The 26800-nt window shown below is 57.9% G+C and carries 15 protein-coding genes and 2 tRNA genes; 10 read left to right on the top strand and 7 right to left on the bottom strand.

Annotated elements, in window-relative coordinates; genetic code table 11:
• Nucleotides 1-862 precede the first annotated feature (862 nt).
• The 4 genes from efeU to phoH all read left to right on the top strand — a co-directional run bounded on the left by efeU (nucleotide 863) and on the right by phoH (nucleotide 5403).
• A complete protein-coding gene (gene efeU, locus AAGR22_RS12885) occupies nucleotides 863-1696 on the top strand; it encodes an iron uptake transporter permease EfeU (RefSeq protein ID WP_345827893.1) in 834 nt (277 codons plus the stop codon).
• A 53-nt stretch (nucleotides 1697-1749) separates the two neighbouring features.
• Nucleotides 1750-2871, top strand: coding sequence for an iron uptake system protein EfeO (efeO, locus tag AAGR22_RS12880; RefSeq protein ID WP_345827891.1), 1122 nt, complete (start codon nucleotides 1750-1752; stop codon nucleotides 2869-2871).
• Nucleotides 2872-2877: 6 nt separating this feature from the next.
• Entirely contained in the window at nucleotides 2878-4164 is a 1287-nt protein-coding gene (efeB, locus tag AAGR22_RS12875) for an iron uptake transporter deferrochelatase/peroxidase subunit (RefSeq protein WP_345827889.1), read from the top strand.
• 450 nt (nucleotides 4165-4614) lie between these two features.
• A complete protein-coding gene (gene phoH / locus AAGR22_RS12870; protein WP_345827887.1) occupies nucleotides 4615-5403 on the top strand; it encodes a phosphate starvation-inducible protein PhoH in 789 nt (262 codons plus the stop codon).
• A gap of 59 nt (nucleotides 5404-5462) precedes the next feature.
• Here the strand turns inward: phoH and AAGR22_RS12865 are convergent.
• Nucleotides 5463-5550, bottom strand: a tRNA-Ser gene (locus AAGR22_RS12865).
• 272 nt (nucleotides 5551-5822) lie between these two features.
• Nucleotides 5823-5910: transfer RNA gene (locus tag AAGR22_RS12860), tRNA-Ser, on the bottom strand.
• Nucleotides 5911-6139: 229 nt separating this feature from the next.
• On the opposite strand from AAGR22_RS12860, the gene AAGR22_RS12855 reads away from it, so the two are divergent.
• The 3 genes from AAGR22_RS12855 to AAGR22_RS12845 all read left to right on the top strand — a co-directional run bounded on the left by AAGR22_RS12855 (nucleotide 6140) and on the right by AAGR22_RS12845 (nucleotide 9242).
• Nucleotides 6140-7606, top strand: a complete 1467-nt coding sequence (locus tag AAGR22_RS12855; RefSeq protein ID WP_345827886.1) for an oligopeptide:H+ symporter — start codon at nucleotides 6140-6142, stop codon at nucleotides 7604-7606.
• 90 nt (nucleotides 7607-7696) lie between these two features.
• Nucleotides 7697-8638 carry a glyoxylate/hydroxypyruvate reductase GhrA gene (gene ghrA / locus AAGR22_RS12850; protein ID WP_345827884.1) on the top strand — a complete coding sequence of 314 codons (942 nt, stop codon included), beginning with the start codon at nucleotides 7697-7699 and terminating at the stop codon, nucleotides 8636-8638.
• A 49-nt stretch (nucleotides 8639-8687) separates the two neighbouring features.
• Complete coding sequence (locus tag AAGR22_RS12845) at nucleotides 8688-9242, top strand: molecular chaperone (RefSeq protein ID WP_345827882.1); 555 nt, start codon at nucleotides 8688-8690, stop codon at nucleotides 9240-9242.
• A gap of 103 nt (nucleotides 9243-9345) precedes the next feature.
• On the opposite strand, the gene AAGR22_RS12840 is transcribed toward AAGR22_RS12845, so the two are convergent.
• Entirely contained in the window at nucleotides 9346-10728 is a 1383-nt protein-coding gene (locus AAGR22_RS12840) for a CoA transferase (protein WP_345827881.1), read from the bottom strand.
• 204 nt (nucleotides 10729-10932) lie between these two features.
• On the opposite strand from AAGR22_RS12840, the gene AAGR22_RS12835 reads away from it, so the two are divergent.
• Together AAGR22_RS12835 and AAGR22_RS12830 are read left to right on the top strand one after the other, a co-directional pair.
• Nucleotides 10933-11655 carry a glutamine amidotransferase gene (locus AAGR22_RS12835; protein WP_067701001.1) on the top strand — a complete coding sequence of 241 codons (723 nt, stop codon included), beginning with the start codon at nucleotides 10933-10935 and terminating at the stop codon, nucleotides 11653-11655.
• A 213-nt stretch (nucleotides 11656-11868) separates the two neighbouring features.
• Nucleotides 11869-13389: an aldehyde dehydrogenase family protein gene (locus AAGR22_RS12830; protein WP_345827880.1), complete on the top strand. Its 1521-nt coding sequence runs from the start codon at nucleotides 11869-11871 to the stop codon at nucleotides 13387-13389.
• A 6-nt stretch (nucleotides 13390-13395) separates the two neighbouring features.
• Here the strand turns inward: AAGR22_RS12830 and AAGR22_RS12825 are convergent, their stop codons facing one another.
• The 3 genes from AAGR22_RS12825 to AAGR22_RS12815 are packed head-to-tail and all read right to left on the bottom strand — an operon-like array spanning nucleotide 13396 to nucleotide 16955.
• Nucleotides 13396-15204: an EAL domain-containing protein gene (locus tag AAGR22_RS12825; RefSeq protein WP_345827878.1), complete on the bottom strand. Its 1809-nt coding sequence runs from the start codon at nucleotides 15202-15204 to the stop codon at nucleotides 13396-13398.
• On the bottom strand, nucleotides 15107-15571 hold the full coding sequence (locus tag AAGR22_RS12820; protein ID WP_345827876.1) for a CHASE4 domain-containing protein: 465 nt from the start codon (nucleotides 15569-15571) through the stop codon (nucleotides 15107-15109). Before AAGR22_RS12820 ends, AAGR22_RS12825 begins: the two co-directional genes overlap by 98 nt.
• Before the next feature lie 4 nt (nucleotides 15572-15575).
• Nucleotides 15576-16955 (bottom strand): sodium:proton antiporter, encoded by a 1380-nt coding sequence (locus tag AAGR22_RS12815; protein ID WP_067701010.1) that lies wholly within the window; start codon nucleotides 16953-16955, stop codon nucleotides 15576-15578.
• A gap of 445 nt (nucleotides 16956-17400) precedes the next feature.
• On the opposite strand from AAGR22_RS12815, the gene AAGR22_RS12810 reads away from it, so the two are divergent.
• Complete coding sequence (locus AAGR22_RS12810; RefSeq protein ID WP_067701013.1) at nucleotides 17401-17877, top strand: ferritin-like domain-containing protein; 477 nt, start codon at nucleotides 17401-17403, stop codon at nucleotides 17875-17877.
• 128 nt (nucleotides 17878-18005) lie between these two features.
• On the opposite strand, the gene AAGR22_RS12805 is transcribed toward AAGR22_RS12810, so the two are convergent.
• Nucleotides 18006-26525 carry a glucoamylase family protein gene (locus AAGR22_RS12805; RefSeq protein ID WP_345831595.1) on the bottom strand — a complete coding sequence of 2840 codons (8520 nt, stop codon included), beginning with the start codon at nucleotides 26523-26525 and terminating at the stop codon, nucleotides 18006-18008.
• Nucleotides 26526-26800 lie beyond the last annotated feature (275 nt).

Here is a 26800-nt window from a genome sequence, read left to right as displayed (position 1 = left end):
ATCTGCGGACAGATAAACGGTTTTACCGGAGCAGCTCAGCAGCCCGCGGACAGATAAACGGTTTTACTGGAAGCAGCTCAGCAGCCCGCGGACAGATAAACGGTTTTACTGGAAGCAGCTCAGCAGCCCGCGGACAGATAAACGGTTTTACTGGAAGCAGCTTAGCAGTCCGCGGACAGATAAACGGTTTACTCAAAGCGGCCCAGAAGCCTGAGAGGTGGATAATCCCTGCGGGTGACGGGCATTCCGCAGCGCTGCGGCGAAGACGGAAGGCCAGGCGAGGGCAGCAGGGATGCTGCACTCAGGGAGCGGCGGGCAGGGATGCCCGCTCGCGACCGGGCCGTCCGGCCTGGAGCCGGAGCCAAAGGCACCAGGCAAAGCCTGGCGCGAGGACGCCCGGCACCCGCAGGGATTATCCACCGGCACAGCAAATAGTGCAGCCCGGCACCCGCAGGGATTATCCACCGGCACAGCAAATAGTGCAGCCCGGCACCCGCAGGGATTATCCACCGGCACAGTAAATAGTGCAGCCCGGCACCCGCAGGGATTGTCCACCGGCACAGCAAATAGTGCAGCCCGGCAGCCGCTGGGATTAGCCACCGACACAGCAGATAGTGCAGCCCGGCACCCGCTGGGACTATCCACCGGCTCGTCAGGCATCGTACCCCGACAACAACTATCCGAAAAATTCACTGACTGCCATAAGAGATATCACCCACTGGTACTCAATGCTTCCAGGCAAAACGTGAAAATAGCCGGACGGCCTCTTGTTTTTTCTTGCACGATAATGATAATCGGTATCGTTTCGATTTACGTTTCTTTACTGGAACTGAATTTATTTTTCGCACCTGAGGGCGTTTGCATGTTTGTACCCTTTCTGATCATGTTACGTGAAGGACTTGAAGCCGCGCTCATTGTCAGCCTTATCGCCAGCTACCTGAAGCGTACTCAAAGAAGTCAATGGTTTGGTGCCATGTGGGCCGGGGTGTTTGTTGCCGCTGCGCTCTGCCTGGGCGTAGGCTACTTTATCAACGAAACCACCGGTGAATTCCCGCAAAAACAGCAGGAAATGTTTGAAGGCATCGTGGCGGTCATCGCCGTCTTCGTCCTCACATGGATGGTATTCTGGATGCGTAAAGTCTCCCGCAATGTAAAAGCCGAACTGGAACAGGCGGTGGATAACGCGCTGCAAAAAGGAAACAGCAGCGGCTGGGCACTGATATTTATGGTCTTCCTCGCAGTCGCCCGCGAAGGCCTGGAATCGGTCTTCTTCCTGCTGGCAGCTTTCCAGCAGGATGTCGGCATCGCTCCGCCGCTGGGGGCCATGCTGGGCCTGGCGACCGCCGTTGTGCTGGGAATGCTCATCTACTGGGGCGGAGTACGCCTCAACCTGGGCGCTTTCTTCAAATGGACCAGCCTGTTTATTCTGTTCGTGGCCGCCGGGCTGGCGGCAGGAGCTATTCGCGCTTTCCATGAAGCGGGCCTGTGGGATCATTTCCAGGATATTGCATTCAACATGAGCAACCAGCTTTCTACCAGCAGCCTCATCGGTACGCTGCTTGAAGGCGTCTTTGGCTATCAGGAATCTCCCAGCGTCAGTGAAGTGGCGGTCTGGTGGATTTATCTCCTGCCTGCGCTGCTGCTGTTCTTTATGCCAGTGCGTACGCAGGCCGAAACATTACGTACAGCCCGATAGATTTTTTTTCTGGCCCGTATCACGGGCACCTTCACTTTTTACAGGGATTGACTATGACACTCCGTATTCGCCAACATGCGCTGAGCGCTGCGCTCCTTAGCCTGATCTCTGCGTCCAGTGCGACGATGGCCGCAGATATTCCTCAGGTTCACATCACCGTTAACGACAAACAGTGCGATCCGATGACCGTCACCGTTAACGCTGGTAAGACCCAGTTCATTATTCAGAACCACAGCCAGAAAGGACTGGAGTGGGAGATCCTCAAAGGGGTAATGGTGGTCGAAGAGCGCGAGAACATCGCACCTGGCTTTACGCAAAAGCTCACCGCCAACCTTGAAGCAGGTGAATATGATATGACCTGCGGCCTGCTGAGCAATGCCAAAGGCAAGCTGATTGTGAAGGGCAGTAAGCCCTCGGACGGTAAGCCGGATGTGATGCAGCTTGTCGGGCCGATTGCCTCTTATAAAGCCTATGTCACCCGTGAGATCGCCGAGCTGGTGACCGGCACTAAAGCGTTTACCGATGCGGTAAAAGCTGGAGATGTGGCGAAAGCGAAGGCGCTCTATGCGCCAACCCGTCGCCACTATGAGCGCATCGAACCCATTGCAGAGCTGTTCTCCGATCTGGATGGCAGAATTGACGCCCGCGAAGACGATTACGAGAAAAAAGCAGCAGACCCTAAATTTACCGGCTTCCACCGTCTGGAGAAGGCGCTTTTCGGCGACAACAGCACCAAAGGCATGGATACCTATGCTGACCAGCTCTATAACGATACGCTAGACCTTCAAAAACGCGTGGATGAACTGGCTTTCCCACCGAGCAAAGTGGTGGGCGGTGCGGCGGGTCTGATTGAAGAAGTGGCATCCAGCAAAATCTCCGGTGAAGAAGATCGCTACAGCCGCACCGACCTGTGGGACTTCCAGGCGAACGTCGATGGCGCTCAGAAAATCGTTAACCTCCTGCGACCTGCGCTGGAAAAAGCCGATCCGGCTCTGCTGACAAAGGTTGATGCTAACTTCAGCAAAGTGGATGCGATACTCGTTAAGTACCGCACCAAAGATGGCTATGAGAGTTACGATAAGCTCACCACCGCTGACCGTAACGCCATGAAAGGCCCCATCACCACGCTGGCGGAAGACCTGTCGAAGCTGCGTGGTACGCTGGGTCTGGATTAATCCGCAATGGCAAGCAAACCTGTTGACGACGCGGCGCTGCCGTCGCGTCGTCGTTTACTGAAAGGAATGGGGCTGCTCGGCGGCGCGTTTGCGGTGGGGGGCGGCTGCCCGGTACAGGGCGCTTCCGGGGAAAAATCATTTTCGCCGGGCGCGCTGTCGCCCAATGTCCGGCTGGAGGCGCAGCCTTTTTTCGGTCCGCATCAGGCAGGCGTGGTTACCCCCCAGCAGGCGTCGATGATGCTGGTCGCCTTTGACGTACTGGCAGGCGACAGGGACGATCTGACTCGCCTGTTCAGGCTGCTGACGGACCGCATCGCTTTCTTAACGCAGGGAGGTGAGGCACCCCAGGTGACCAATCCACGTCTGCCGCCGCTGGATTCGGGTATTCTCGGCGATCGCATCTATCCGGATAACCTGACTATCACCGTATCGGTTGGGCATTCGCTGTTTGATGAGCGCTATGGCCTGCAGGCGCATAAGCCGCTTAAGCTCCAGCCGATGACGCGTTTTCCAAACGACGCGCTTGATGCCAGTTTGTGTCATGGTGATCTGCTGCTGCAAATCTGTGCGAATACCAATGACACGGTTATTCATGCGCTGCGGGATATTATCAAACACTCACCGGATCTGCTCAGCGTTCGCTGGCGTCGGGAAGGCTTTATCTCCGATCATGCTGCGCGTAGCAGGGGGAAAGAGACGCCAGTCAACCTGCTTGGCTTTAAAGATGGCACCGCCAACCCGGATACGGCAGATTCAGGTCTGATGGATTCTGTGGTGTGGGTGACAAAAGAGCAGGGCGAGCCAGCGTGGGCAGTGGGCGGCAGCTATCAGGTTGCCCGCATTATCCCCTTTCACGTTGAGTTCTGGGATCGCACCCCGCTGCGCGAGCAGGAGACGATTTTTGGCCGGGTTAAGCACAGTGGCGCGCCGCTCGGCATGCAGCATGAGCGCGACGTGCCGGATTATGCCAGCGATCCGGAGGGGAATATCACCCCGCTGGATGCGCATATTCGTCTTGCCAATCCCCGCACGCCTGCCACGCAAAGCAGCCTGATGCTGCGACGGGGTTACAGCTATTCGCTGGGCGTTTCGCTGGCCGGTCAGCTGGAGATGGGGCTGCTGTTCGTCTGCTATCAACACGATCTGGAGAAAGGCTTTCTCACCGTACAGAACCGGCTTAACGGCGAAGCGCTGGAGGAATATATTAAGCCCGCGGGCGGGGGATACTTCTTTGTTCTGCCGGGCGTGGAGGACCGCCAGCACTACCTGGGGCAGGGATTACTGAGCACCTGACGCCTTTGCCACCTGCCAGCGTATCCGGCGGGTGGTCTCTTTTCCTCACAATGATAATGATTGTTGCATTAGTTGTTAAAAAAGATGTTGAATCCGTCCGTGATCTGTTGCACCTTAATTAAGCGGTACACAAGGGTGTTGTCTGAATCATCACGGAGATCGCGAATGGTAAAGTCCTGTCACCGATACAAGCGTCACAGCCATACCGTTATCGCTTTCCCCTGCGAAGGTGGTTCAACCTCAACGATCTATCCTCTTCTCATTCACGCATCAAAGGCCAACGTGCCGTCTTCGCTCCACAACGATGTCCGGCTTAGCGCATGCTCTGCTTTGCATCATATCCAGCGGCCTTTCAAGGCTTACAAGGAAGCCACTAAAACCTCTAAAGCGTTCACGTAATCGCATCTGACATTCTGATGCGGGAGATGAAACCAACTGTAAGGTGCCACTATGGGAAGACAGAAAGCAGTGATCAAAGCGCGCCGTGAAGCTAAACGCGTACTGCGTAGCGATTCGCGCAGTCACCGTCAGCGCGAGGAAGAGTCGGTCACCTCGCTGGTGCAAATGGGTGGGCTGGACGCAATTGGCATGGCGCGAGATACCCGCGACCATTCGCCGATTGAAGCCCGAAATGAGGCTCAGGCGCACTATCTTAAAGCCATAGAAAGCAAGCAGCTGATCTTCGCCACCGGCGAAGCGGGCTGCGGTAAAACCTGGATAAGCGCCGCCAAAGCGGCAGAGGCCCTGATCCACAAGGATGTAGACAGGATTATCGTTACGCGACCGGTGTTGCAGGCAGATGAAGATTTGGGTTTCCTGCCGGGTGACATTGCTGAGAAATTCGCCCCTTACTTCCGGCCCGTCTATGACGTTCTGGTTAAACGTCTCGGTTCTTCCTTTATGCAGTATTGCCTGCGGCCCGAAATCGGCAAGGTGGAGATAGCCCCCTTTGCCTATATGCGCGGACGCACCTTTGAAAATGCCGTGGTGATCCTCGATGAGGCGCAGAACGTCACCGCCGCCCAAATGAAAATGTTCCTGACGCGCCTCGGGGAAAACGTGACCGTCATCGTCAACGGCGATATTACCCAGTGTGATTTGCCGTCCCATGTGCAGTCTGGCCTGAGCGATGCGCTGTCCCGCTTTGTGGAGGACGAGATGATTGGCGTGATACGTTTTGGTAAAGAGGATTGCGTGCGCTCGCAGCTGTGCCAGCGTACGCTGGTGGCCTACGGCTAAACGGCTATAAGCAGACAACAAAAAAGCCTGAGCTTTCGCTCAGGCTTTCTCATTTAATGTGGCGGTGAGAGAGGGGTTCGAACCCTCGATACGTTGCCGTATACACACTTTCCAGGCGTGCTCCTTCAGCCACTCGGACACCTCACCGTATTTTTTTACTGCCTTGCCCCAGAGGGCAACGGGGCGCTACTATAGGGAGTCACGCCCCGCCGGTCAAGAAGAATTTTTCCCTTTTATTCTATCTGCTTAAGCCGCAGGCGCGCTATCCGCCAGGCGCCTGTTTACCAACCGGAAATTATTTTAAGCGCTGCTGCGGCAACTGACTGTACGGCGTGATTTATCCCGCCCGGAAGTCGGCAGCGGTTATCTGGCAGGCAACAAAAAAGCCTGAGCTTTCGCTCAGGCTTTCTCATTTAATATGGCGGTGAGAGAGGGGTTCGAACCCTCGATACGTTGCCGTATACACACTTTCCAGGCGTGCTCCTTCAGCCACTCGGACACCTCACCGTATTTTTGCTGGCACACTGTGCCTGGGCGCTAATGTAGGTAAAAGCCGGGGCAGGGTCAACTCCCTTTGTGAAATTTCCCGTTCGTTTAGTCAGTTTTACAGCATGTTGCTGCTTAAACAGGCAAATAGCCGGATAAATCATGAAAAGTCCGCATCCATAAAGGTAATTATGCGGCGCTCTGTGCATAATGATGCACTTTTCTGCATCAGATAATCATGAGGGCTGTTGTGAATACCGCTGCTAAATATACTGATACCGCCGCCATTCGTGGCACCGGGGCGCTGTTCTTTATTCAGATCTTCGCCACCCTCGGCTTTGCCGTGCTCTATTCGACCCTGGTGCTCTACGCCACCAAACGTCTGGGATTTAGCGAAGGGCAGGCCAACGCCATGATGGGCGTTTTTGGCGCTTTCAACTACGGGCTGCACCTGTTCGGGGGCTATCTTGGCGGACGCTTCCTCAGCAACCGTATTCTCTTTGTGCTGGGTATGCTGCTTCAGGTTATCGGCTGTTGGGTGCTCGCCGGGCAAACCGCAGAAGGGCTGTACTGGGGGCTGGCGATGTTTCTTACCGGCAGCGGCCTGAACGTTACCTGCATTAATATGATGCTTACCCAGCGTTTTAAACCTGAGGATAACCGCCGCGAGACCGCTTTTCTCTGGAACTATGCCGGGATGAATCTCGGCTTCTTTCTGGGCTTTACCGGCGCAGGTTACTTCCAGCTGAGCGAGCATTATCATTCGCTGTTCCTGTTCGCCACCCTCGGCAATATGGTCGCCATCGTCATTTCGCTGCTGTGCTGGAAAATATTGGCGGATATTGACACGCCGCTGCTGCACGTCAGTAAAAGCCAGTTCAGGCTGCGGATGGTGGGAGGAGCGGTCATCCTGGCGGTGCTGGTGCCACTGGTGCGGCTGATGCTAACCCACGCCAGCTTTACCGGCTCTTTTGTCATCGGGCTGGGGGTAATTATTTTCCTGCTGCTGGCTTTTACCACTCTGCGCCACAGGCCGCGCGAGGAGCAGCGTAAAATGACGGCCTGGCTGATTCTGGCGCTGGGTTCGCTGGTATTCTGGACGCTGTATCAGCTGGCCCCCATGGGACTGATGCTGTTTACCGAGCACAATATCAACCTGAACGTTTACGGCATAAAGATTGCTCCTCAGTGGGTACAAAACATCAATACGCTGGTGATTGTTATCGGCGGGCCGCTGCTGGCGCTGGGCTTCCGCAATCTGCGCGAGCGCGGCTGGCGCATTGACATCCCCCTGCAGTTTGCCTCATCGCTGTTCTTTATTGGTTTGGGGATGCTGGTACTGCCGCTGGGGATCCTGCTGGCGGGCGGTGATGGCCAGGTGGCGTTTAAATGGATTGTCATCAGCTACGTACTGCAAAGCATCGGTGAACTGCTGCTTTCACCGATCGGCTACGCAATGATCGGCAAGCTGGCTCCGGCCCGCTATCAGGGAATTATGATGGGCTGCTGGATGATGGTTACCGGCGTGGCATCGGTGCTGGCGGGATACGTGTCAGGTCTGATGCCCGAAAACAGCGGCAGCACGCCGCTCCTGACTAATCCGGGCTACAGCCATATTTTCAGCCTGCTCGGCTGGGGGAGTGCGGTGGTCGGGCTGATCCTGCTGATGCTTATGCCGCTGTTGCGCAGGCTGATTGAGCCTGCTGTCGCACGCTGATAAACCCTGGGATGCCTGGCGTATCCCGGGATTGTTGCTTGCCATCCGCGCGTTTTTACCCGAGCCTGATAAAAAAAGAGGAGATCATACGTGGACGTCATTTTTTATCACCCATCCTTTCGCGCCGATAAATGGATTGCGGGCCTGCAGCAGCGCCTGCCGCAGGCGCGTATTCGCCAGTGGACACCCGGCGACGATGCGCCCGCCGACTATGCGCTGGTTCGTCAGCCGCCGGTAGAGATGCTAACGGGGCGCACGACGTTAAAAGGCGTATTTGCACTGGGCGCAGGCGTTGATGATATTCTCGCGCAGCTGCGACAGTATCCCGCTATGCTGCCCGCCGGGGTGCCGCTGTTCCGGCTGGAAGATACCGGCATGGCCCGTCAGATGCAGGAATACGCGGTGTATCACGTGCTGGGCTGGTTCCGCCGCTTTACGGAGTATCAGCAGCAAAAAACGCAAAGCCTGTGGCAGCCGCTACCAAACTATTCCCGCAGCGACTTCGGCGTCGGCATTCTGGGGGCGGGCGTACTGGGCGGCAGCGTGTCGGAGAGCCTCCTGGCCTGGGGCTTCCCGGTGCGCTGCTGGAGCCGTTCACCGAAGGATTTGCCCGGGGTCAGCAGTTTTTACGGTGACGATCAGCTGGACGCGTTCTTGCACGGCTGTCAGGTGCTGATCAATCTGCTGCCCAATACGCCGCAGACCACGGGTATACTGAACCGGAAGCTGATGCAGCAGTTAAAACCCCAGGCGTTTATTCTTAATCTGGCGCGAGGCGCGCATCTGGTCGAGGATGATTTGCTGGCCGCTATCGGGGCGGGTGAGGTAAAGGCCGCCGCGCTGGATGTCTTTGCGCGTGAACCGCTGGATACACAGCACCCTTTCTGGGCGCATCCGGCCATTGCCATTACGCCTCATAATGCCGCTGTAACGTTACCTGACGATGCGATGGACTATATTGCACAGGCCATCCGCCTGCGCGAGGCGGGGCAGATGCCGTCAGGCCGCGTCGACCTGTCGCGCGGCTACTAAATGCGTCCGTACGTGACCCTGTCACATTTTACTTATGATGAGACTTACTATGAATGAATTTTCAATCCTCTGTCGCCTGCTGGGTTCGCTGTATAACCGTCAGCCTCAGGATCCCCTGCTGGTTCCGCTGTTCACGCTCCTGCGTGAAGGCAAGCTGCAACAGCACTGGCCGCTGGAGCAGGACGAGTTGCTGCTGCGCCTGCAACAGAACAGCGATCCCCAGGCGCTGGCAACGGACTACAATGCGCTGTTTGTGGGCAGTGATTGCAGCGTACCGCCCTATGGTTCGCACTGGGAAAACGGACCGGTTGAGTCTGAGGTCCGGCGCTTTCTCCAAAGCCGCGGCATGCCGCTAAGCGATGCGCCTGCCGACCATATTGGCGCGCTGCTGCTGGCCTCCTCCTGGCTGGAGGACCAGTCGGAAGCGGATGAGTTTGCGGCGCAGATCACCCTGTTTGATGACTACCTGCTGCCGTGGTGCGGTCAGTTCCTCGGCAAGGTTGAAGCCCATGCCACAACGGCATTTTACCGCACCCTGGCAGCGATCACCCGCGAAGCGCTACAGGCAATGCGCGACGAACTGGAAGAAGATAACGAAAGCTGAGGTGGGGAAAGGCTGAAATCGGGCGAGGGTCCTGGCCTTTGCATCAGCCCTGACAGGGGGCCGTTTGGGGAACAGACAGCGAGGCAAAAGCTGGCCGGTGATCCTAACTGGAAGTATTAGACCAGCATGGTGCCGACGACCCCAGCGGCGAGGCGGGTCGTGACCAGATCAGCGGCGTGCCGGGCAGCCAGACCGGGGCGTTCAGGCGATAGCCAATTCCCCGGGCGGCGATCTCAGTTTCGGCATTCAGATCGCCCGCTACGTCAGCGCCCAGGCCTGCGGGCCGATCAGCGACGGGGTAGGGGCGTTGGGTCAGTAGCAGAGCGGTTCTGGCCAGCGAGAGGCGGGCGGTAAAACCGATATTATGCCGCCGTCGTTGCCGCAAGCCTTTCAGCACGGAGGCTGCCATCATGTAGCCCGTGGCGTGGTCCAGCGCCTGAACCGGCAGGGGGGAGGGCGGCGTGCTTACGTCTCCTCCCCGCCCATAGTCGGCGATACCGCAGCCCATCTGGACCAGGCTGTCAAATCCCCTGCGGTTGCGCCACGGGCCACTCCAGCCCCAGGCGTTCAGGCTGACGTCGATAAGTCCTGGCGACAGCCTTTGCAATGCATCGGTGTCATAGCCAAGCCGGGGTAGCGCATCGGCACGAAAACCGTGAACCAGCACGTCCGCCTGCGCTAACAGGGTCTCAAAAGCTTTCCGACCCTCTTTCAATTTCAGATTCAGACGCGCACAGCGTTTACCGAGGGTAATCTCCTCCTCCAGGGAAGCCTCTTCCCAGCCAGGCGGATCCAGGCGCAGAATCTCAGCCCCCAGCCCAGCGAGAAAGCGCGTGGCGACCGGCCCGGCAATAATCCGCGTCAGGTCAAGCACTCTGATGCCCAGCAGCGGGCGGCTGACAGGACAGCGCCAGGCGGGCGGTGCGGCTTCGGGCTGCATTCGCTGGGCGATAAGCGGCTCCTGCGCGACGTGCTCTCCCTGAGGATGCCGCAACCAGTCGGCAAGGCTGCGCATTTCAGCAGCACAGCCGCCGGCTGATATTACCGCCTCTTCCAGGGTATTTTTCATCCAGCCATGTACCGTTTTCGCCAGCGCTTCGCGGCTGTCGTGAACCCCCAGCACCTGTTCCATTGCCGCCCGATGGTGAGGCGCGTTGGTATGCAGACGGATCCAGCCGTCCCGGGTCGCGTAGTCGCCGGCAAAGGGATCCCACAGGCTGGCGACGGTGCGATTAATGGGAAAGTATGAGCGCTGGAACCAGCGTGACGCGAGGCGGGTATTTACCTCAAGCGGGCAAGCGTTACCACAGAGATCGGCGGCAGCCTGCATCGCCAGGGCCAGGCTGCTGGCGGCCAGCTCCGTGACCGGCCAGGCCGATTGCAGCCGTTCCCCGGCGGTAAACGCCACGGCAGGCGGCGAGGCGTCATTGCTATGCAAGCCCTGCCAGAGCGATAGCCACAGGGACGTCATCAGGCGGTTATCCATAGTATTCCTTCTTTCTTGCGCTATTTATAGAGGTATAAATGCTTCGAGATGTGCTGCAACCCGCAGCGCCTTATGCCATTTTCTGCATTAGCTCTCACTATAAGTCATGTGACAAGCTCTCGGCAGCTTGCCATGATAAGGTTCTGAATCCTGAGATTTGCGTCAGGTGTGCGTCAGAGATCACCAAAAGGAACCCTTAACCTTATGTCTTCTTCGCTTCCCTTAGCAATTATTCAGCTCGAAACGCCGCCCGAGCGCGTCAGTGCGCAGGTGGGCGAGCAGCAGCACTGGTTTGTGGACGCACTGAGTTTGCAGCCACAGGACTACATTGTCATTCGTCCCGACCTGGGGGATGAGCTTCCTGCGCCGTCATCCGTTGCGGCGGCGATACTGAGTGGCTCCTGGGCGATGGTGACCGATCATGCGGAGTGGAGCGAGCGCACCGCCGCCTGGATCCGCAGCGCGGTTGAGCAGGATCTGCCCCTGCTGGGCGTCTGTTACGGGCATCAGCTTATGGCTTATGCCCTCGGCGGCCAGGTCGGGGACAACCCGCGCGGCTGGGAGAGAGGGCTTCAGCAGCTCACCACGGTTGACGGCGATCGCCACGATCCGCTGCTCGGCGCGCTGCCGACGCATTTTTCTGCCTGGCTTTCCCATCGTCAGTCGGTACTACAGCCGCCGCCGGGGGCGCAGGTTCTGGCCGTCTCTGCGCTGGATGACTGCCAGATCATCCGCTACAGCCCGCAGGCGATATCGGTACAGTTCCATCCGGAATTTACCGGCAGTATTATGACTGCCTGCATGGAAAACGCGCAGCGCGAGCGCGAGGTGAGCAGCCTGATGTCACACCAGGCGGAACCCACCTGGGCCCGTCAGCTACTGCTGAACTTCTGGCCCCGCCATCGTCAGAACAGCCTGTTTGCCTGAGGGCTAACTGAAAGGGGCGCTATCTGCGCCCTTTATTCATTTCTCCTTTTGTCTGTGCGGTACTTCACACTTAGTTGCAGATTTTGCCAATTCTTATACCCGATCACAGTTTCATCCGTGACGCTCTGCCATTCTCTCGCTTAGCAATAATGTTAATAGTAAGTTACCTGCATGTTAACTAAGGCGGGGCGTACGACCCCATGGGAGAATAAGATGCGTTATGCATATCCGGGCCATAAAGATTCGCTGATCGTTCTTAAGTCGCACTACGGCAACTATATTAACGGTGAGTTTGTCCCGCCGATAAACGGCGAATATTTTTCTAATAGCTCGCCGGTCAACGGCTCCCCGGTGGGGCAGTTTCCCCGGTCCGACCGCCAGGATGTGGACAAGGCACTGGATGCAGCGCACGCCGCCGCTGAGGCCTGGGGCAAAACCTCGGTGCAGACGCGCTCGCTGACGCTGCTGAGAATTGCCGATCGGCTGGAGGAAAACCTGGAGTATCTCGCCGTGAATGAAACCTGGGATAACGGCAAGCCGGTGCGTGAAACGCTGGCCGCCGATATGCCGCTGGCGGTGGACCATTTCCGTTACTTTGCGGGCTGTATTCGCGCGCAGGAAGGGGGCGCGGCAGAGATTGATGAGTTCACTGCCGCCTATCATTTTCATGAGCCCCTCGGCGTGGTAGCGCAGATTATTCCATGGAACTTTCCGCTGCTGATGGCTGCCTGGAAGCTGGCTCCGGCGCTGGCGGCGGGTAACTGCGTGATCCTTAAACCTGCCGAGCAAACGCCGCTCTCCATTTCGTTGTTTGTTGAGTTGATCGGCGATCTGCTGCCTAAAGGCGTGCTGAATATGGTGCACGGCTTTGGGCGCGAGGCGGGCGAAGAGCTGGCGAGCAGCTCCCGCATCGCAAAAGTCGCCTTTACCGGCTCTACCGCCATTGGCGGTCATATTCTTGAGCTGGCGGCGAAGAACCTGATCCCGTCAACCGTCGAGCTGGGAGGGAAGTCACCGAACATTTTCTTTGAAGACATTATGCAGGCCGAACCGGGCTTTATTGAAAAAGCGGCGGAAGGGGTGGTGCTGGGCTTCCTGAATCAGGGCGAGATCTGTACCTGTCCGTCGCGCGCGCTGGTGCAGGAGTCGATCTATGTGCCCTTTATGGAAGCCGTGATGAAGCGCATCAAAACGATTAAACGTGGCGATCCGATGGACACCGAGACGATGGTTGGCGCGCAGGCGTCGCAGCAGCAGTTCGACAAGATCCTATCCTATCTCGATCTCGCCCATAAAGAGGGCGCAGAGCTGCTGACGGGCGGCGGCGTGGAGAAGCTGGAAGGAGAGCTGTCAGGCGGCTACTACATTCAGCCGACGCTGCTGAAGGGGAATAACAGTATGCGCATTTTTCAGGAAGAGATCTTCGGGCCGGTGGTGGCGGTTACTACCTTTAAAGATGAGGCCGAAGCCCTGGCTATCGCCAATGACTCCATTTACGGCCTGGGCGCAGGCGTCTGGACGCGGGATATCAACCGGGCTTATCGCATGGGCCGCGCCATCAAAGCCGGACGCGTGTGGACCAACTGCTATCATCTATATCCCGCTCATGCGGCCTTTGGTGGCTACAAAAAATCGGGCATCGGACGGGAAAACCATAAAATGATGCTCGATCACTATCAGCAAACCAAAAACCTGCTAATCAGTTACAGCACCGAGCCGCTGGGCTTTTTCTGATTTCGCTTACGCCTCCTCACGGGCCAGTAGCGTTGCAATCTGGCCCTCGGGTACTGCCTGCGAAAAAAGATATCCCTGAAGCTGATTACAGCCTGCTTCGGCCAGCGCCGCCATCTGGCTGCTGGTCTCTACCCCCTCTGCGGTAACCACCAGTCCCATCGCCTGGCCCAGCCTGACGACCGACTCAACGATCGCCATGGAGTTTTCCGTCACCCCCAGCGCCTGAGTAAACGAACGGTCGATTTTGATCTTATCGACTGAAAAATGGCTCAGGTAATTAAGGCTGGAATAACCGGTGCCAAAATCGTCCAGCGCAATATGGAATCCGACTTCACGCAGACGGCTCATAATCTTCTTCGCGCCCTTACTATCTTCTATCAGCACCCCTTCGGTAATTTCCAGTTCGATGCGTGAAGGCAGGGTATTCTCCTGCTTTACAATCGCTTCAAAATGTTCGACGAACCCCGGCGAGCGAAATTGCAGGGGAGAGACATTAACCGCAATGACCAGATCGGGCCATGCCAGTGACACGCGGCAGGCCTCACGCAGCACCCACTCTCCGAGCTGAATAATGAGCCCCATCTCCTCCGCCAGCGGAATAAACTCGCCGGGAGGAATGGCGCCCAGCACCGGATGATTCCAGCGTATGAGTGCCTCCAGTCCAACGACTTTCTGACCAGAGATATCCATCTGCGGCTGGTAGTAAACCGCCAGGTTCTGCTTATGCAGCAGCGCCTGACGCAGATCGGTCGCCACCTGCAGGCGCGTTTTAATGGATTCATCCATCGAGGGATCAAAGAACTGATACTGGCCCCGCCCCTGACTTTTCGCCTGATAGAGCGCGATGTCCGCTTTGCGTACGATCTCGGCGCGGTCGGTGGGCTCTCCGCTGGCCAGCATGACGCCGATACTGACGCCAATCCAGGTTTCACATCCCAGCAGGATGAAAGGGCGGGAGAGATCCGCCACTATTTGCTCACACAGCCTCTCTACTTCCGCAGAGGTCGCCACGGCCGACAGGATAACCACAAATTCATCGCCGCCGAGGCGACCCACGGTATCCTTTTCGCCCACCCGCTGCGTGAGCCGATGCGCCACCTCAATAATTAAGTCGTCGCCCGCATGATGACCGTAAGTGTCGTTGACCAGTTTAAAGCGATCGAGATCCAGCAGCAGCAGCGCCACCTTGTCGCCGTCAGGATCTCGCATCCGCCTGCCGAGCGTCTGGGCAAGACGCTCTTCAACCAGCGCACGGTTGGGCAGGCCGGTCAGCACGTCATGAAAGGCCAGATGCTGCGCCTGGGCTTCGCTGGCGCTGAGCTGGAGCAGCGACTGAGAGAGCCGGAGTGAGGAGAGCCAAATGCGGCGGATCATCATCGTGCAAATAAGGGTAATAATCAGCAGCACGGCTACGACCAGCGGGGCGATGATGCCCAGCATCCGGGTCCCTGGCCTGTCTGCCTGCCATGCCAGGTAACCCAGCGGATGGCCAGCCGGGCTTATCAGCGGGTAGTTAGCCGTAAGATGGCGGAGAGGGGCCTTATCAGCATAGTAAAGCCCCTGAAGCTGGCTGCGCTGTGACAGGGCGTCGAGAAAAGCGCCGTCCAGATAGCGGATGCTGACCAGCACAAAGCCACGAGGCTGGGCGGGGTCGCCATCAATGGTTCCCACCGCGAGCGCAGCAGGGCGGTTATCAATCAGCGCGAATCCCACGCTTTCACGGCGTGTTTTCAGGCTGGCTACGGCGTGGCTGAGACCGGTAAGTGCAGCCGCTACGGCTGGCGTGACAGGTGTCGCGCCGCACGCTGCGGCCATTTTCCCACTGGTAAACCGGCTGGCCATCAGAACGCAGGATATAAACCCGCTGATGACCAAACATGCCTGAAAGCCATGCGCCCACGTTCTGATCCAGCCAGGCCTGGTCAGGTGGAGTATGCTGCACATGGCGCGCCAGCGGCTGCCACAGCGCAAGGCTGCGATGCTGGATAATCATCTCACTCAGGCTCTGAGAAAGAGACGTTTGAATAATATGGTGCTGGCGCGCCGCGGCCTCGGCATTGCTTTTTGACGTGGCCCAGTAGACGGCATAGCCCGCGCCGAGAGAGGTAATCAGCAGCACCAGCACCAGGGGCGTGAGGATCTCACGAAGGAAGTGCGCGCGAAAACTGTCTGATATTTTCATCTGTTTACCCGCGCGATTTCTCTTTTTCTGCGGCCTCTGCGGCAGCTTTAGCCGCTGCGTCAACCTTAGCCTGCCGCCAGTTGACCAGCGGCGTCACGGAAATGCCGTGTACCACTACGCTGGCCACAATCAGTGTAAAGGCCATATTGGCCATGCGGTTCGCCTCATCGCCCCCCAGGCCGTGGGTGTAAGCCCATGCAATGTAGTTGATACTGCCAATGCCGCGAATGCCCAGCCATCCCAGTATCAGCCTCTGCTTACGCGGCGCGCCCATCCCGATGGTGGCCACCCACACCGACAGAGGGCGAATCACCACAAACAGCAGCAGCCCCATCAGCAGGCCCACTGGATCCCAGTGATGAGCCAGGGTGACGCCCAGTACGATAATAATCCCTGCGGCAAACAGTCTTTCAATCATATCGCCAAAGGAGAGGGCATCGCCCACTACCAGGCCCACGGAGCTGGCAGCGTTGGACTCGCCTGACTCGTGACGAATATGTGGGTTAACCATCAGCTCAGCGGGGGGGCGGTTATCGCTGTCCTGGAACGTATCCGCTGGCTGCCGACGGGTCACGCGCATTTCAGCGCGTCGCAGACCGACACCGGCGGCAAAGGCGGCGAGAAAGCCTGAGGCATCAAGTGACTGTGCCGCAGCGTAGCTGAGCGCAATCAGCGCCAGTGCCAGGAAGTCATTAGGCGCAACGTCCTGGTGGGTATAACGTAAATGCGTCGCATACTGACCGACGAAGCGTCCCAGCAGAAAGCCAATAGCGATGCCGCCGACGATAGCCCATAAAACATCGATCAGCGCCCAGTGGCTGAACATCGCCAGCGTCAGATCGCCCTGGGTGGTTATCAGCAGCATTGCCAGCATCAGCAGCGGCAGTGCGCTTCCGTCGTTCATGCCCGCTTCGCTGGAGAGCGACACGCGCAGATTATCATCATCCCGGGCATCGTTAACCGCGATCAGGCTGGCCAGCACCGGGTCCGTAGGCGCAACAATTGCGCCAAAGGCCAGCGACAGCGGCCAGGAGAGCCCAGTCAGAAAATGCGCGGCCAGCGTCACGCCGCCTACCGTCAGCAGCATGCCTGGAAACGCCAGACGCATACCGATGCGCCAGCCCTGACTCCGTAAAGGCAGACGCAGCTTCAGCCCGGTGATAAACAGCGAGGCGGCCATGGCGATCTCTGTCAGGTTTTTGGCAAGATCAGCATGCGCGGCGACATCCACCTGGAGCAGATTAAGCACCCAGGGGCCGCAGATCACCCCGGCGATGAGGTAAAGTGCAAAGGTGGTGATAGGGCCGCGGTTAATCCACCCGGAAGCCAGCGACATTAACAGTAATAAACCACCGGTTGCGGCAGTCCAACCCAGAAATTCCATCATTACTCCTCTATTGCGGCAAAATCACTGCGATAAGTATGGACGAAAATGCGGAGAGCGGCACAATATCTGCTTGAATTAACATATTTTTTTCAGTCTTTGTAACAGATTGCAGACCTTAGACCCGGTGAGACGTGTGAAAAGTGAAAAAAAACCCTCGGCAAGATGCCGGAAAAGGCGCGGGATAGAGGCATTGCCACAGATAACCTTGACGATAATTCTGTTAAATGCATCACATTAAGAATAAATGCCGATAATAAAATATAACCCGATGATTAATTGGCCATTTAATTATTTTTTCATCGCGAAGGTAATGTATTTTATTTAATAACCCTCGCATTGTCTTTTTATCACCTACTATTATCTACGTTACCGAGATTATTATTCCATGCTGGTCAGAATTAATAATAATTCCTGGCCTTAATTTATTATTCCGGAGCCGATTATGTCTATTACTACTTTAGAAGAACTTTTTATACATGACCTGTCAGATATTTATAGTGCAGAAAAACAGATAACCCGAGCCCTGCCGAAAATGGCGCGCGCCGCCACCAGTGAAACGCTAGTTGCGGCCTTTAATAAACACCTTGAAGAAACCCGCGGCCAAATAGAGCGCATTCAGCAGCTGGTGGACGTCACCGAAGGGGTGAAAATCAAACGTATGACCTGCCATGCGCTGGAAGGGCTGGCAGAAGAAGCCCAGGAACTGATCGACACCGTCGAGAAGGGAGAGGTTTTAGATGCCGGGCTGATTGGTGCGGCACAGAAGGTGGAGCATTATGAAATTGCCACCTACGGCACGCTGCACGCCATGGCGTTAAAGCTCGGCTATAAGGACGCGGCTAAGCTGCTGGCAGAGACGCTGGCGGAAGAAAAAAGTACCGATGAAAAACTGACCCAGATCGCTCAGGCTGCGGCATAACACCCACAGGATAAAGGCCAGGCGTTTGGCGTCTGGCCTTTACTCATACCCTGTGTCTCTTCCCGCAGCATCGCCCCGACGGGGCGTTATACGCCCCTCACCTTTACCCGGCCACAGTGACCTTTCGTTTATCCCGCAAGAATAACTTTAACCTGATGCTCCTCGCCCCTGACGCTCAGTGGGATTATCGTCTCCTCCAGCTTTACGCCATCCATCCAGAGTTCATAATCCGCCGTACCGCGTATGACCTCAATATGGTAACGGCTGGTGCCTTCACGCCAGGTGAGCGTCAGCGCCGGCCATGCCAAAGGCATATGCGGGCGAATCGTTAAGCCTTCGCCCCGGCGTTTAATGCCCAGCAGGGCTTCGATCAGCAGGCGGCTGGTCCAGCCCGCCGAGCCGGTATACCAGCTCCAGCCTCCGCGTCCGATATGCGGCTCAACGGAGTAAACATCCGCAGCCATCACATAGGGTTCGACCTTATAACGCTGCGTGGCTTCCGGCGTCAGGCTGTGGTTTATCGGGTTTATCAGCGCAAACAGCTGCCAGGCTCGCTCGCTGTCACCCATTTCCGCAAAGGCCATAATTGCCCAGATGGCACCGTGGGTATACTGGCCGCCGTTTTCCCTCACCCCCGGCAGATAGCCGCGAATATAGCCCGGATCGGGGCCATTCCCGTCGAAAGGCGGCGTAAGCAGCTTGATCAGCCCGTTGTCATCATCAACCAGTTTATCGTCAAGCGACTTCATCGCCACCGCCGTGCGCTGGGCATCGCCTGCACCCGAGAGCACCGCCCAGCTCTGCGCGATAGCGTCAATCTGACACTCTTTACTGAGGTGTGAACCCAGTGGTTCCCCGCTGTCGAAAAAGCCGCGCAGGTACCACTCACCATCCCAGCTGTGCGCCTGGAGATTCTTTTGCAGCTTGTCCGCCTGGTCACGGCAGAGCGTAAGGGTGTCATTATCACCCAGCGTTTCCGCCAGTGCCGCATAGCGCCGCAGTACCGTATAAAGGAAGAAACCCAGCCAGACGCTCTCACCGCGTCCGGCAATCCCAACCTGGCTCATGCCATCATTCCAGTCCCCGGAGCCCATCAGCGGTAAGCCATGTTCACCGAAAACCAGGCCGCGTTTGATAGCGCGAATACCGTGCAGCCAGACTGACTCTTTCAGGGTACTGACAGCCGACTGTTCATAGAGGGACTCCTCGTTGGGTTCCAGCTGACGCGCCTCCAGATATCCCGCCTGTTCCTCAACGAGAGTTTTGTCTCCCGTTGTTTCAACGTAGTGGCTGATCGCCAGCGGAAGCCACAGGAAATCATCTGAGCAGCGGGTGCGTACGCCGTGGCCGGTTGGAGGATGCCACCAGTGTTGCACATCGCCTTCGGTGAATTGCCGGCTGGCACAGAGCAGGATCTGTTCACGCAGCCGCTCGGGCAGAGCATTGCTCAGCGCCAGACAATCCTGTAGCTGATCGCGGAAACCCCAGGCACCGCCGGACTGATAGTAGCCGCTGCGTGCCAGAATACGGCTGGCCAGGGTTTGATAAAGCAGCCAGCCATTTGCCAGCAGGTTGACGCCCGCATCGGGCGTGTAGAGCTGGATCTTGTCCAGTATGTGGTGCCAGTAGTCGTGGACCCCCGCCAGCTCCTCTCTGACCTTCGCCTCATTCAGCCAGACCTCAATCAGCCTTTCCGCCTGTGGTCGATCTTCCCCCACGCCGAGGATAAAAATAAAGGTGCGCTGATCGCCATCGATAATGGTCGTCGCCGACTGAACGGCACCGCAGGGGTCTAATCCCACGCCGGTCCTGTCAGAAAGCCGCTGCATGCCCAGCGCCGCGGGCTTGCTGAGTGACCCGTTGCGGCCAATAAATTCACGGCGATCGCCGGTCACCGAGCAGTGAACGCCGGTTAACGCGATAAACGCCGTTCGCCCGGCATCGGTATCGCGATAGTGATTGGTCGCCAGGATACCGCAGCCATTCACCACCCTGGCCGGTGAGGTTGCCACATGCAGCGCCGTCTTACTGCGATGCTCGCCCAGCGTCCACTCCACGTAGCCCGTCACCGAGAGCCTGCGGGTATGGCCTGAATGATTAGAGAGGGTTAACACGGCCAGTTTTACCGGGGCATCTCTTGCCACCAGCACCCGCAGTTCGCTGGCGATACCGCTGTACTGATGGCTGAACTGACTGTAGCCAAAACCGTGATGGGTTACGTAGTCGCAGTCGGTTCTGGCGGGTAAGGCCGTGGGCGACCAGAATTCGCCGCTCTCCTCATCCCGCAGATAAAGGGCTTCACCCGAGCTGTCGCTGACCGGATCGTTTTCCCACGGCGTGATGCGGTATTCATGCGCGTTGCCAAACCAGCTGTAGGCCTGACCGCTTTCGGAAATAACGCTGCCAAAATCCTTGTTGGCAAGAATATTGGACCAGGGAGCAGGGGTGCTTTGCCCCGCTTTCAGCACGATGCAATACTCCCGGCCGTCCTGGCTAAAGCCGCCGAGGCCGTTAAAAAAGTGCAGTTGAGAAATGTCGAACGCCAGCGCATTAGCCGGGTAATCAGGCCGGGGCAGGCGCGGGACCAGGGGAATAAGCTGTAGCGTTTGCGGCGGCATCTGTATCGGCTGGGTCAGCTGATCTGCCAGGCTGCCGCGACTGTCGTCAAGAACCAGACTGGCGGCGCTGAACAGCAGCGTCAGATCTTCGCTGCTTAACAGCTCGGTTTTGCGCACGTACAGGCCGCCCGGTTTATCCGTCAGGGCGGCGGACGGGCCGGACGCGATCAGGCTGGTTACCAGTGTAAACAGGCTTTGCTGATAACCTCCACGCGTCTGTACGAGGATAACCAGATCCACCTCCAGCCCTTTCAGCTGCCAGTAATGATGCGCCTGGATAAGCGTTTTCAGCATGCCGAGGTTATCTTCACTCCCGATGGCCAGTACGGCTATCGGCAGGTCGCCAGAAATCGCATTGCCCCACAGCCCCGACTGTCCGCGTCGGTTGCGACTCAGCACCTCCCGGTCTGCCCGCATCTCCGTGATCGGGAAAATAACCGCAGAGGCAAGCTGGTTAAACAGCATTGCGTCGCCTTCGCTGGCATTCAGCTGCCGCAGCACCACCTGACTGTGGGACCATGCCATTTCAAATACCCGATCGGCGATGGTGCGATCGCGATATTTTTCCATCAGCGCCAGGCTGCTATCACGGCTGCTGCTTACGCCATACAGCACGTCGACCACCACCGGGACGCCAGGTTTCAGGCGGATACGCTGGCGGATTGCCATAATCGGGTCCAGTACCGCCCCGGCACCGTTCCCCAGCGGCCCAGGCCGGGTCAGCGCCAGCGGTGTGGTAGGGGTGCGACCACGGCCAATAAAGGCGGCGCGATCCGTCTCGAAGGAGGTTTCCCGGCCAACCGAACCGTTAATCGCCACCAGGTGGAACAGCCAGGGGGTCTGTTCTGCGGCTTCACGTGGTCGACGATGGCAGAGTATGCCCTCCAGCGCCGGAAGCAGGGTGGTTTCCACAAACAGGTTGCTGAAGGTGGGATGCGCCAGTTCGCTGCTGGCCGGTGCCAGGACCACCTCGGCGTAGGTGGTAAGCTCAATCGTTCTGGGGCGACGACCACGATGCGTTAGCGTGATTCGTCGCAGTTCAACATCGTCTTCCAGCGAGACGACAATATGGCTGTGGATGCTAAGTGAGCCGGTGGTGACGCGGAATTCCGCCCCCGCATCGGTAAACAGGGCATGGTATTGCGCGCCTTTGTTACCCGTCGGTTGCCAGGTGTTGCTCCAGACTTCACCGCTCTGGGGATCGCTCAGATAGCAGAAGGTGCCCCGATTATCCTTTGTGCCATCCGCCCGCCAGCGGGTCAGGGCCAGATTATTCCAGCGGCTGTAACCACCGCCAGCGAGGGTAACCATCAAGTGGTACTGGCCATTCCCCAGCAGCTGGACCTCCGGTAAGGCCGTATTGACGTCACTGAACTCACGCTGTTCCAACGCAGGCTGCTGAAGCGTGCCCTCATTTGACTCAAATTTACGGCGGCGAGTGAAAAGCTCGACCGTGGTTGGCACGCGTTCCTGTAGCAGCAGGCGCGCTGATGCGAAATCGGGATTTGCGGCAAAGCGTTTTACCATCGGCGCATCCAGTAGCAGATTCGACAGCGCCAGAAAGCCCATACCCTGGTGGTGGGCCATCCATGACTCAATGATCACCTGTGACTGCCCCTGCGGCAGGCGTGAAGCGGTAAAATCGAGCGCCTCGTAAAATCCGTAGACGCCATGTGCGCCCAGCTTTTCCAGACTCTGGAGGTTTTTAATCGCCGCCTGAGCTTGCACCGGCAGCGCCAGCAGCGTGGCGTAAGGCGCGATGACCATATCCTGGCTCAGGCCGCGCTTCAGCCCCAGCCCCGGCACGCCAAAGGCGTGATACTGATAATTATGCTGATTGTCAAAGGCATACCAGGCCGATTCGGAAATCCCCCAGGGAATATGGTGCGCCTTACCCCAGGCAATTTGCTGCGTCACCGCCGTCTGGCACATGCGGGAAAGCAGGGTATCCGGCCAGAGCGGCATCACCAGCTGTGGCATCAGGTACTCAAACATTGACCCGCTCCACGACATCAGCACCGGATCGCCATTGATTTCGGTATAGAGGCGGCCCAGTGCGAACCAGCTCTTCAGCGGCAGCTGATTGGTGGCGATGGTGACATAGTTGGTCAGGCGAATTTCAGACGGCAGCAGATCGTAGTGCCCGCTATCCAGTTTGCTGGCCTCGCAGTCGTAGCCGACGCTCAGCAGGTTAGTAGTCGCGTTATACAGGAAGCGAAAATCCATGGTGGCATGATCTTCCAGCCGCAGTTCCAGCTCGTGAATCATAGCCAGCCTTTTCTGCGCAACCAGCCTGGCGGTATGCAGTGCGTCATCCCCCCCTGGGGCAACCTGTTCGTGCTGTTCCACCAGCCACAGCAGTGAGGGGAAGGGAGTAACCGGCTCGCGCGGGTCGCGCCATCCTGCCATCAGCTGCCACTCTTCACAGACCGCTTCAAGCTGCTTATGGAGGTTTTGCAGCCAGCTACCCGTCAGGGCGGGCATATCGTTCAGCAGCGCAGCGGCAAGCTCGCGCATGATAATCAGCTCGGGCAGGACCTTATCCGGGGGCTGACGGTGGGCTATTTGTAAACGCTGACGCAGCGGCTTAAGGGCGGCGGGCATTTTCCCCCCCACCTCATGTTGCAGCAATCTTAGTGTGTCATCCACGCCGGCCAGCACGCTGGGCATATCCAGAATGGGCGCGTTACGCCAGGCCGCTATCCCGGTTTTTAGAGTCAGCAAATGACCGGCCAGATTACCGCTGTCGACGCTGGAGACGTAGCGCGGATGGAGCGGCTGTAGCGTATGGGTGTCGTACCAGTTATAGAGATGGCCCCGATAGTGCTCGAGTTTATCCAGCGTATCCAGCGTCTGGGTAATGCGCAGCAGCACCTCCTGCTGGGTCAGGTAGCCAAAATCCCGTGCGGTCATCGTGGCCAGCAGCGAGAGCCCGATATTGGTGGGTGAGGTGCGATGCGCCACGCGGCGCTGGGGGATCTCCTGAACGTTGTCCGGCGGCAGCCAGTTCTCCTCTGCGGTAACAAAGGTGTCAAAAAAGGCCCAGTTTTCTCGGGCAATCTGCCGTAAATAGTTTCGCTGTGGCTGGCTGAGCGGCTGTTTCGCCACGGTTCTCGGGCGGCTCAGCCACGCCAGCACGGCAGGCGTCGCAACCCAGCACAGGCAGAGTAAGAGCGCGATAGCCATCATGGGAGGCGGTGATAAACCGCTAATCAGCAGCAGGAGAATACCGGCGAGTGGATTGATCCACATGACGCGATAAAAGGCGATCACAGACGGCGCTGAGCGGTTTCTTCCGGCGTCAGAGCCGACCCACTCATGTAAATAGCGGTGACTGACGCCGAGACGCCAGAGCGTGATGGCAATCGCCCGCAGCGAGTAGAGACTCTGATGCGGCATCGTAGCGATCTGCATCGCCGTGGTCAGCAGCTGGCTACGGGTTCCGCGCAGCACGGCGCGAATATGCTGAGACAGCGAATTACGCCGATTTTTCTTCAGCAGGCCGATGACCAGCGCGGCAACGGTTGGCAGCAGCATGGCAACGGGCAGACAGGCCAACCATAACAGCGCATCAGGGGCCGGCGACAGGGCATAGAACAGCGTAATCAGCAGGCTGGGTGCTACCAGGCTCCGACGTAAATTGTCCAGCAGTTTCCAGCGGGAGAGGTGGCTGAGGGGGTTATCACCCCGGCTGCCGTCAGCCCGTCTCACTTTTAGCCGCAGCCAGTTAAGCAACTGCCAGTCGCCACGCGTCCAGCGATAGCGGCGCGCCACGTCCGCCAGGTAATTGTTAGGGTACTGCTCATAAAGTACGGCATCGCTCAGCAGGCCGGAACGCGCGTAGCATCCCTCCAGCAGATCGTGGCTGAGCACGAGGTTTTCCGGGCAGCTGTTGTGGGTCGCCAGCATAAACATATCCACATCGTAGATGCCCTTGCCGACAAAGGATCCTTCTCCGAACAGGTCCTGATAGATATCCGAAGAGATGGCCGAGTAGGGATCGATGCCCGGCTCGCCGCTGCACAGCGCAGCGTAGCGGCCTTGGCCGCCCGTTGGGATCTCCTCCGCCAGGCGCGGCTGAAGGATGGCGTAGCCCTCCGTGACCCGCTGGCGATGCGCGTCCCAGACAGGCAGGTTCAGGGGATGCGCCATCGCCGCGATCATCTGATGCGCCATCTCCCTGGGGAGCAGGGTATCGCTGTCCAGGGTAATAATGTATTTCACCGCCGCCAGCACTGACTGACTGGCCCCGACGATGGTTGAAAACGGCGTATCCTGCCCGCGCAGCCAGCGATGCAGGGCATAGAGTTTACCGCGCTTGCGTTCATAGCCCATCCAGACGCCCTGTGCCGGGTTCCATACTATTTCGCGGTGCAGCAGCGTAAATACCCTGTCATGCGCACCGTCGCGCGGATGAAGCCGGTTCAGCGCGCCAATTTTGTTAGCCGCATAGGCCAGCAGCGCCGGGTGTTCTGGCGCCTGCTGGACCGCGCTGTCGTGAAAGTCCGTCAGCAGCGCATAGTAAAGGTTAGGCTGGGCATTCCCCAGGTAGCAGATGTGCAGATGGTTTACCAGCGCATCAATATGCTGTTCACTGCCCAGCTGGCAGGGGATCACCACCAGCGTCTGACACGTAGCCGGAATACCGGCGGAAAAATCCATGCGCGGCAGCGGCTCAGGCTTGCGGCTACGGGTCAGGGTTTCGCTCAGCATCGCGACGGTGAACTGGCTAACCACTACGATGACCGGTAACGTCAGCAGTAGCAGCGACCACCCCATTCCCTGGCGATAGCCGTGAAAAAGAAGTTCGGTGCTAAAGGCCATGACCAGCAGGCTCATGCTCCCCAGCCACCACAGCAGCGGCGTCTGATTGAGCTGACTGCGCAGCAGCGAAAGGGGATGAAAATGCGCGTTCAGCACGCTGTCCAGCTCTGCCCGGCCCCTGCCGACCAGATAATAGCCCACGTGCCGCCTGACGCTCTCTGCCGGAGCCACGCCCGCCAGCACTACTACCTTACGGGCAACGGCCTCTTCGCTAAAGGCACTGTGGCGCGCCAGAACTTCAATATGATGGCGATAGTTATCCCGGGTATCAAAATGCATCTGCGCGTAAATGTCGGCCGGATCCTGGCGCAGGCACTGCTCCACCAGGCTTACCGATTCGGCGAAATCGGCCCAGTTAATTTCATTGAGCTGGCGCAGCCCGCTGATGCTGTTGCTGACGGAGAGCTGATTGCTGCTCAGCTGCTGATTAAAGCGATTGACCAGCTCGGCGGAGGTTAGCCCGGCTTCGGCGATGCGTTTTTCCACCCACAGCAGCGGCAGCGCCAGGCGGGAGCCGTGACCCTGTAGGCCTCTGATCATCTCCGCAATAAATGCGCTGCTCTCCGGCGGCTGGCTTTGCACCATCTCCGCCATTACCACGATAAGGTTGGCCGGTTCGTTCTCCTCGCACTCCAGCATGCGCCTGACCCACTCCTCAGCAAGTGCGCGCTGCTGGTGGGCGTGAGCGACGTCGATCGCCACCCGGTGCAGATTTTCAATCAGCGCCAGGCGCAGCATGCCCGGCAGCGCCCAAAGTTCGCCCAGCGTAAGCGGGCTTACCGTCTGATAGGCGGTGATAAACCGCGCCAGGAGACTGAGATCCCAGTGGGCGTCACTGTGTACGATCGCCTCGGTCGCAATATCGTAGATGCGCGGGCCGTAGTGTGGCAGGGCGATTTGCGGCAGGCCCTTACCAAAATTAAACGGTAACAGCTGGCGCACCAGCCTGATTTGCTCCTCAATCAGGTAGAAGTTATCCAGCAGCCACTCACCCGCCGGTGCCCGGCTGCTTTTGTCTCCCTGGCTGATAACCTCACAGCTTTCGGCCAGGCTCACTTCGTTATCATTCAATCTTTTCAGCAGGTAGTAGGGTTGCTTTTGCTGCGTCAGGCGATGGGAACGGGCCAGTTTCTCGCCGTAGCGCACCATCTGTTCTGCTGAGTAAAGCTCCGGCTTAACGCTGGCGTAGTCGTTTTTTTCAGGCATCGGGACGCGTTGCCCGATCGCTTTGCCGCTAAATGGGTTTCTCACGCATCAATTCCTTATACGTACGCACCGGGCTTAAGTAAGGGCAGGATGGCACGCGTGATAACAGACAAGTCTGGAAGAGTAGGGCAGGTCGGATACTTCACCGATGAGGGTCAGGGCGAAGATCAGGGGTGAAGGGCCTGGTCACCTGAGCATAGCAGTCTCATCCGGTGGACGGGCGCTTTATCCGTGAAAGTGCGAGGCCGCGCACTAAGTTACACATTCTGTGCCGT

The organism is Erwinia sp. HDF1-3R (assembly GCF_039621855.1).
Taxonomy (GTDB): Bacteria; Pseudomonadota; Gammaproteobacteria; order Enterobacterales; family Enterobacteriaceae; genus Erwinia.
Note: the sequence above shows the minus strand (reverse complement) of the source record. Positions and strands in the feature narration are given on the sequence as shown.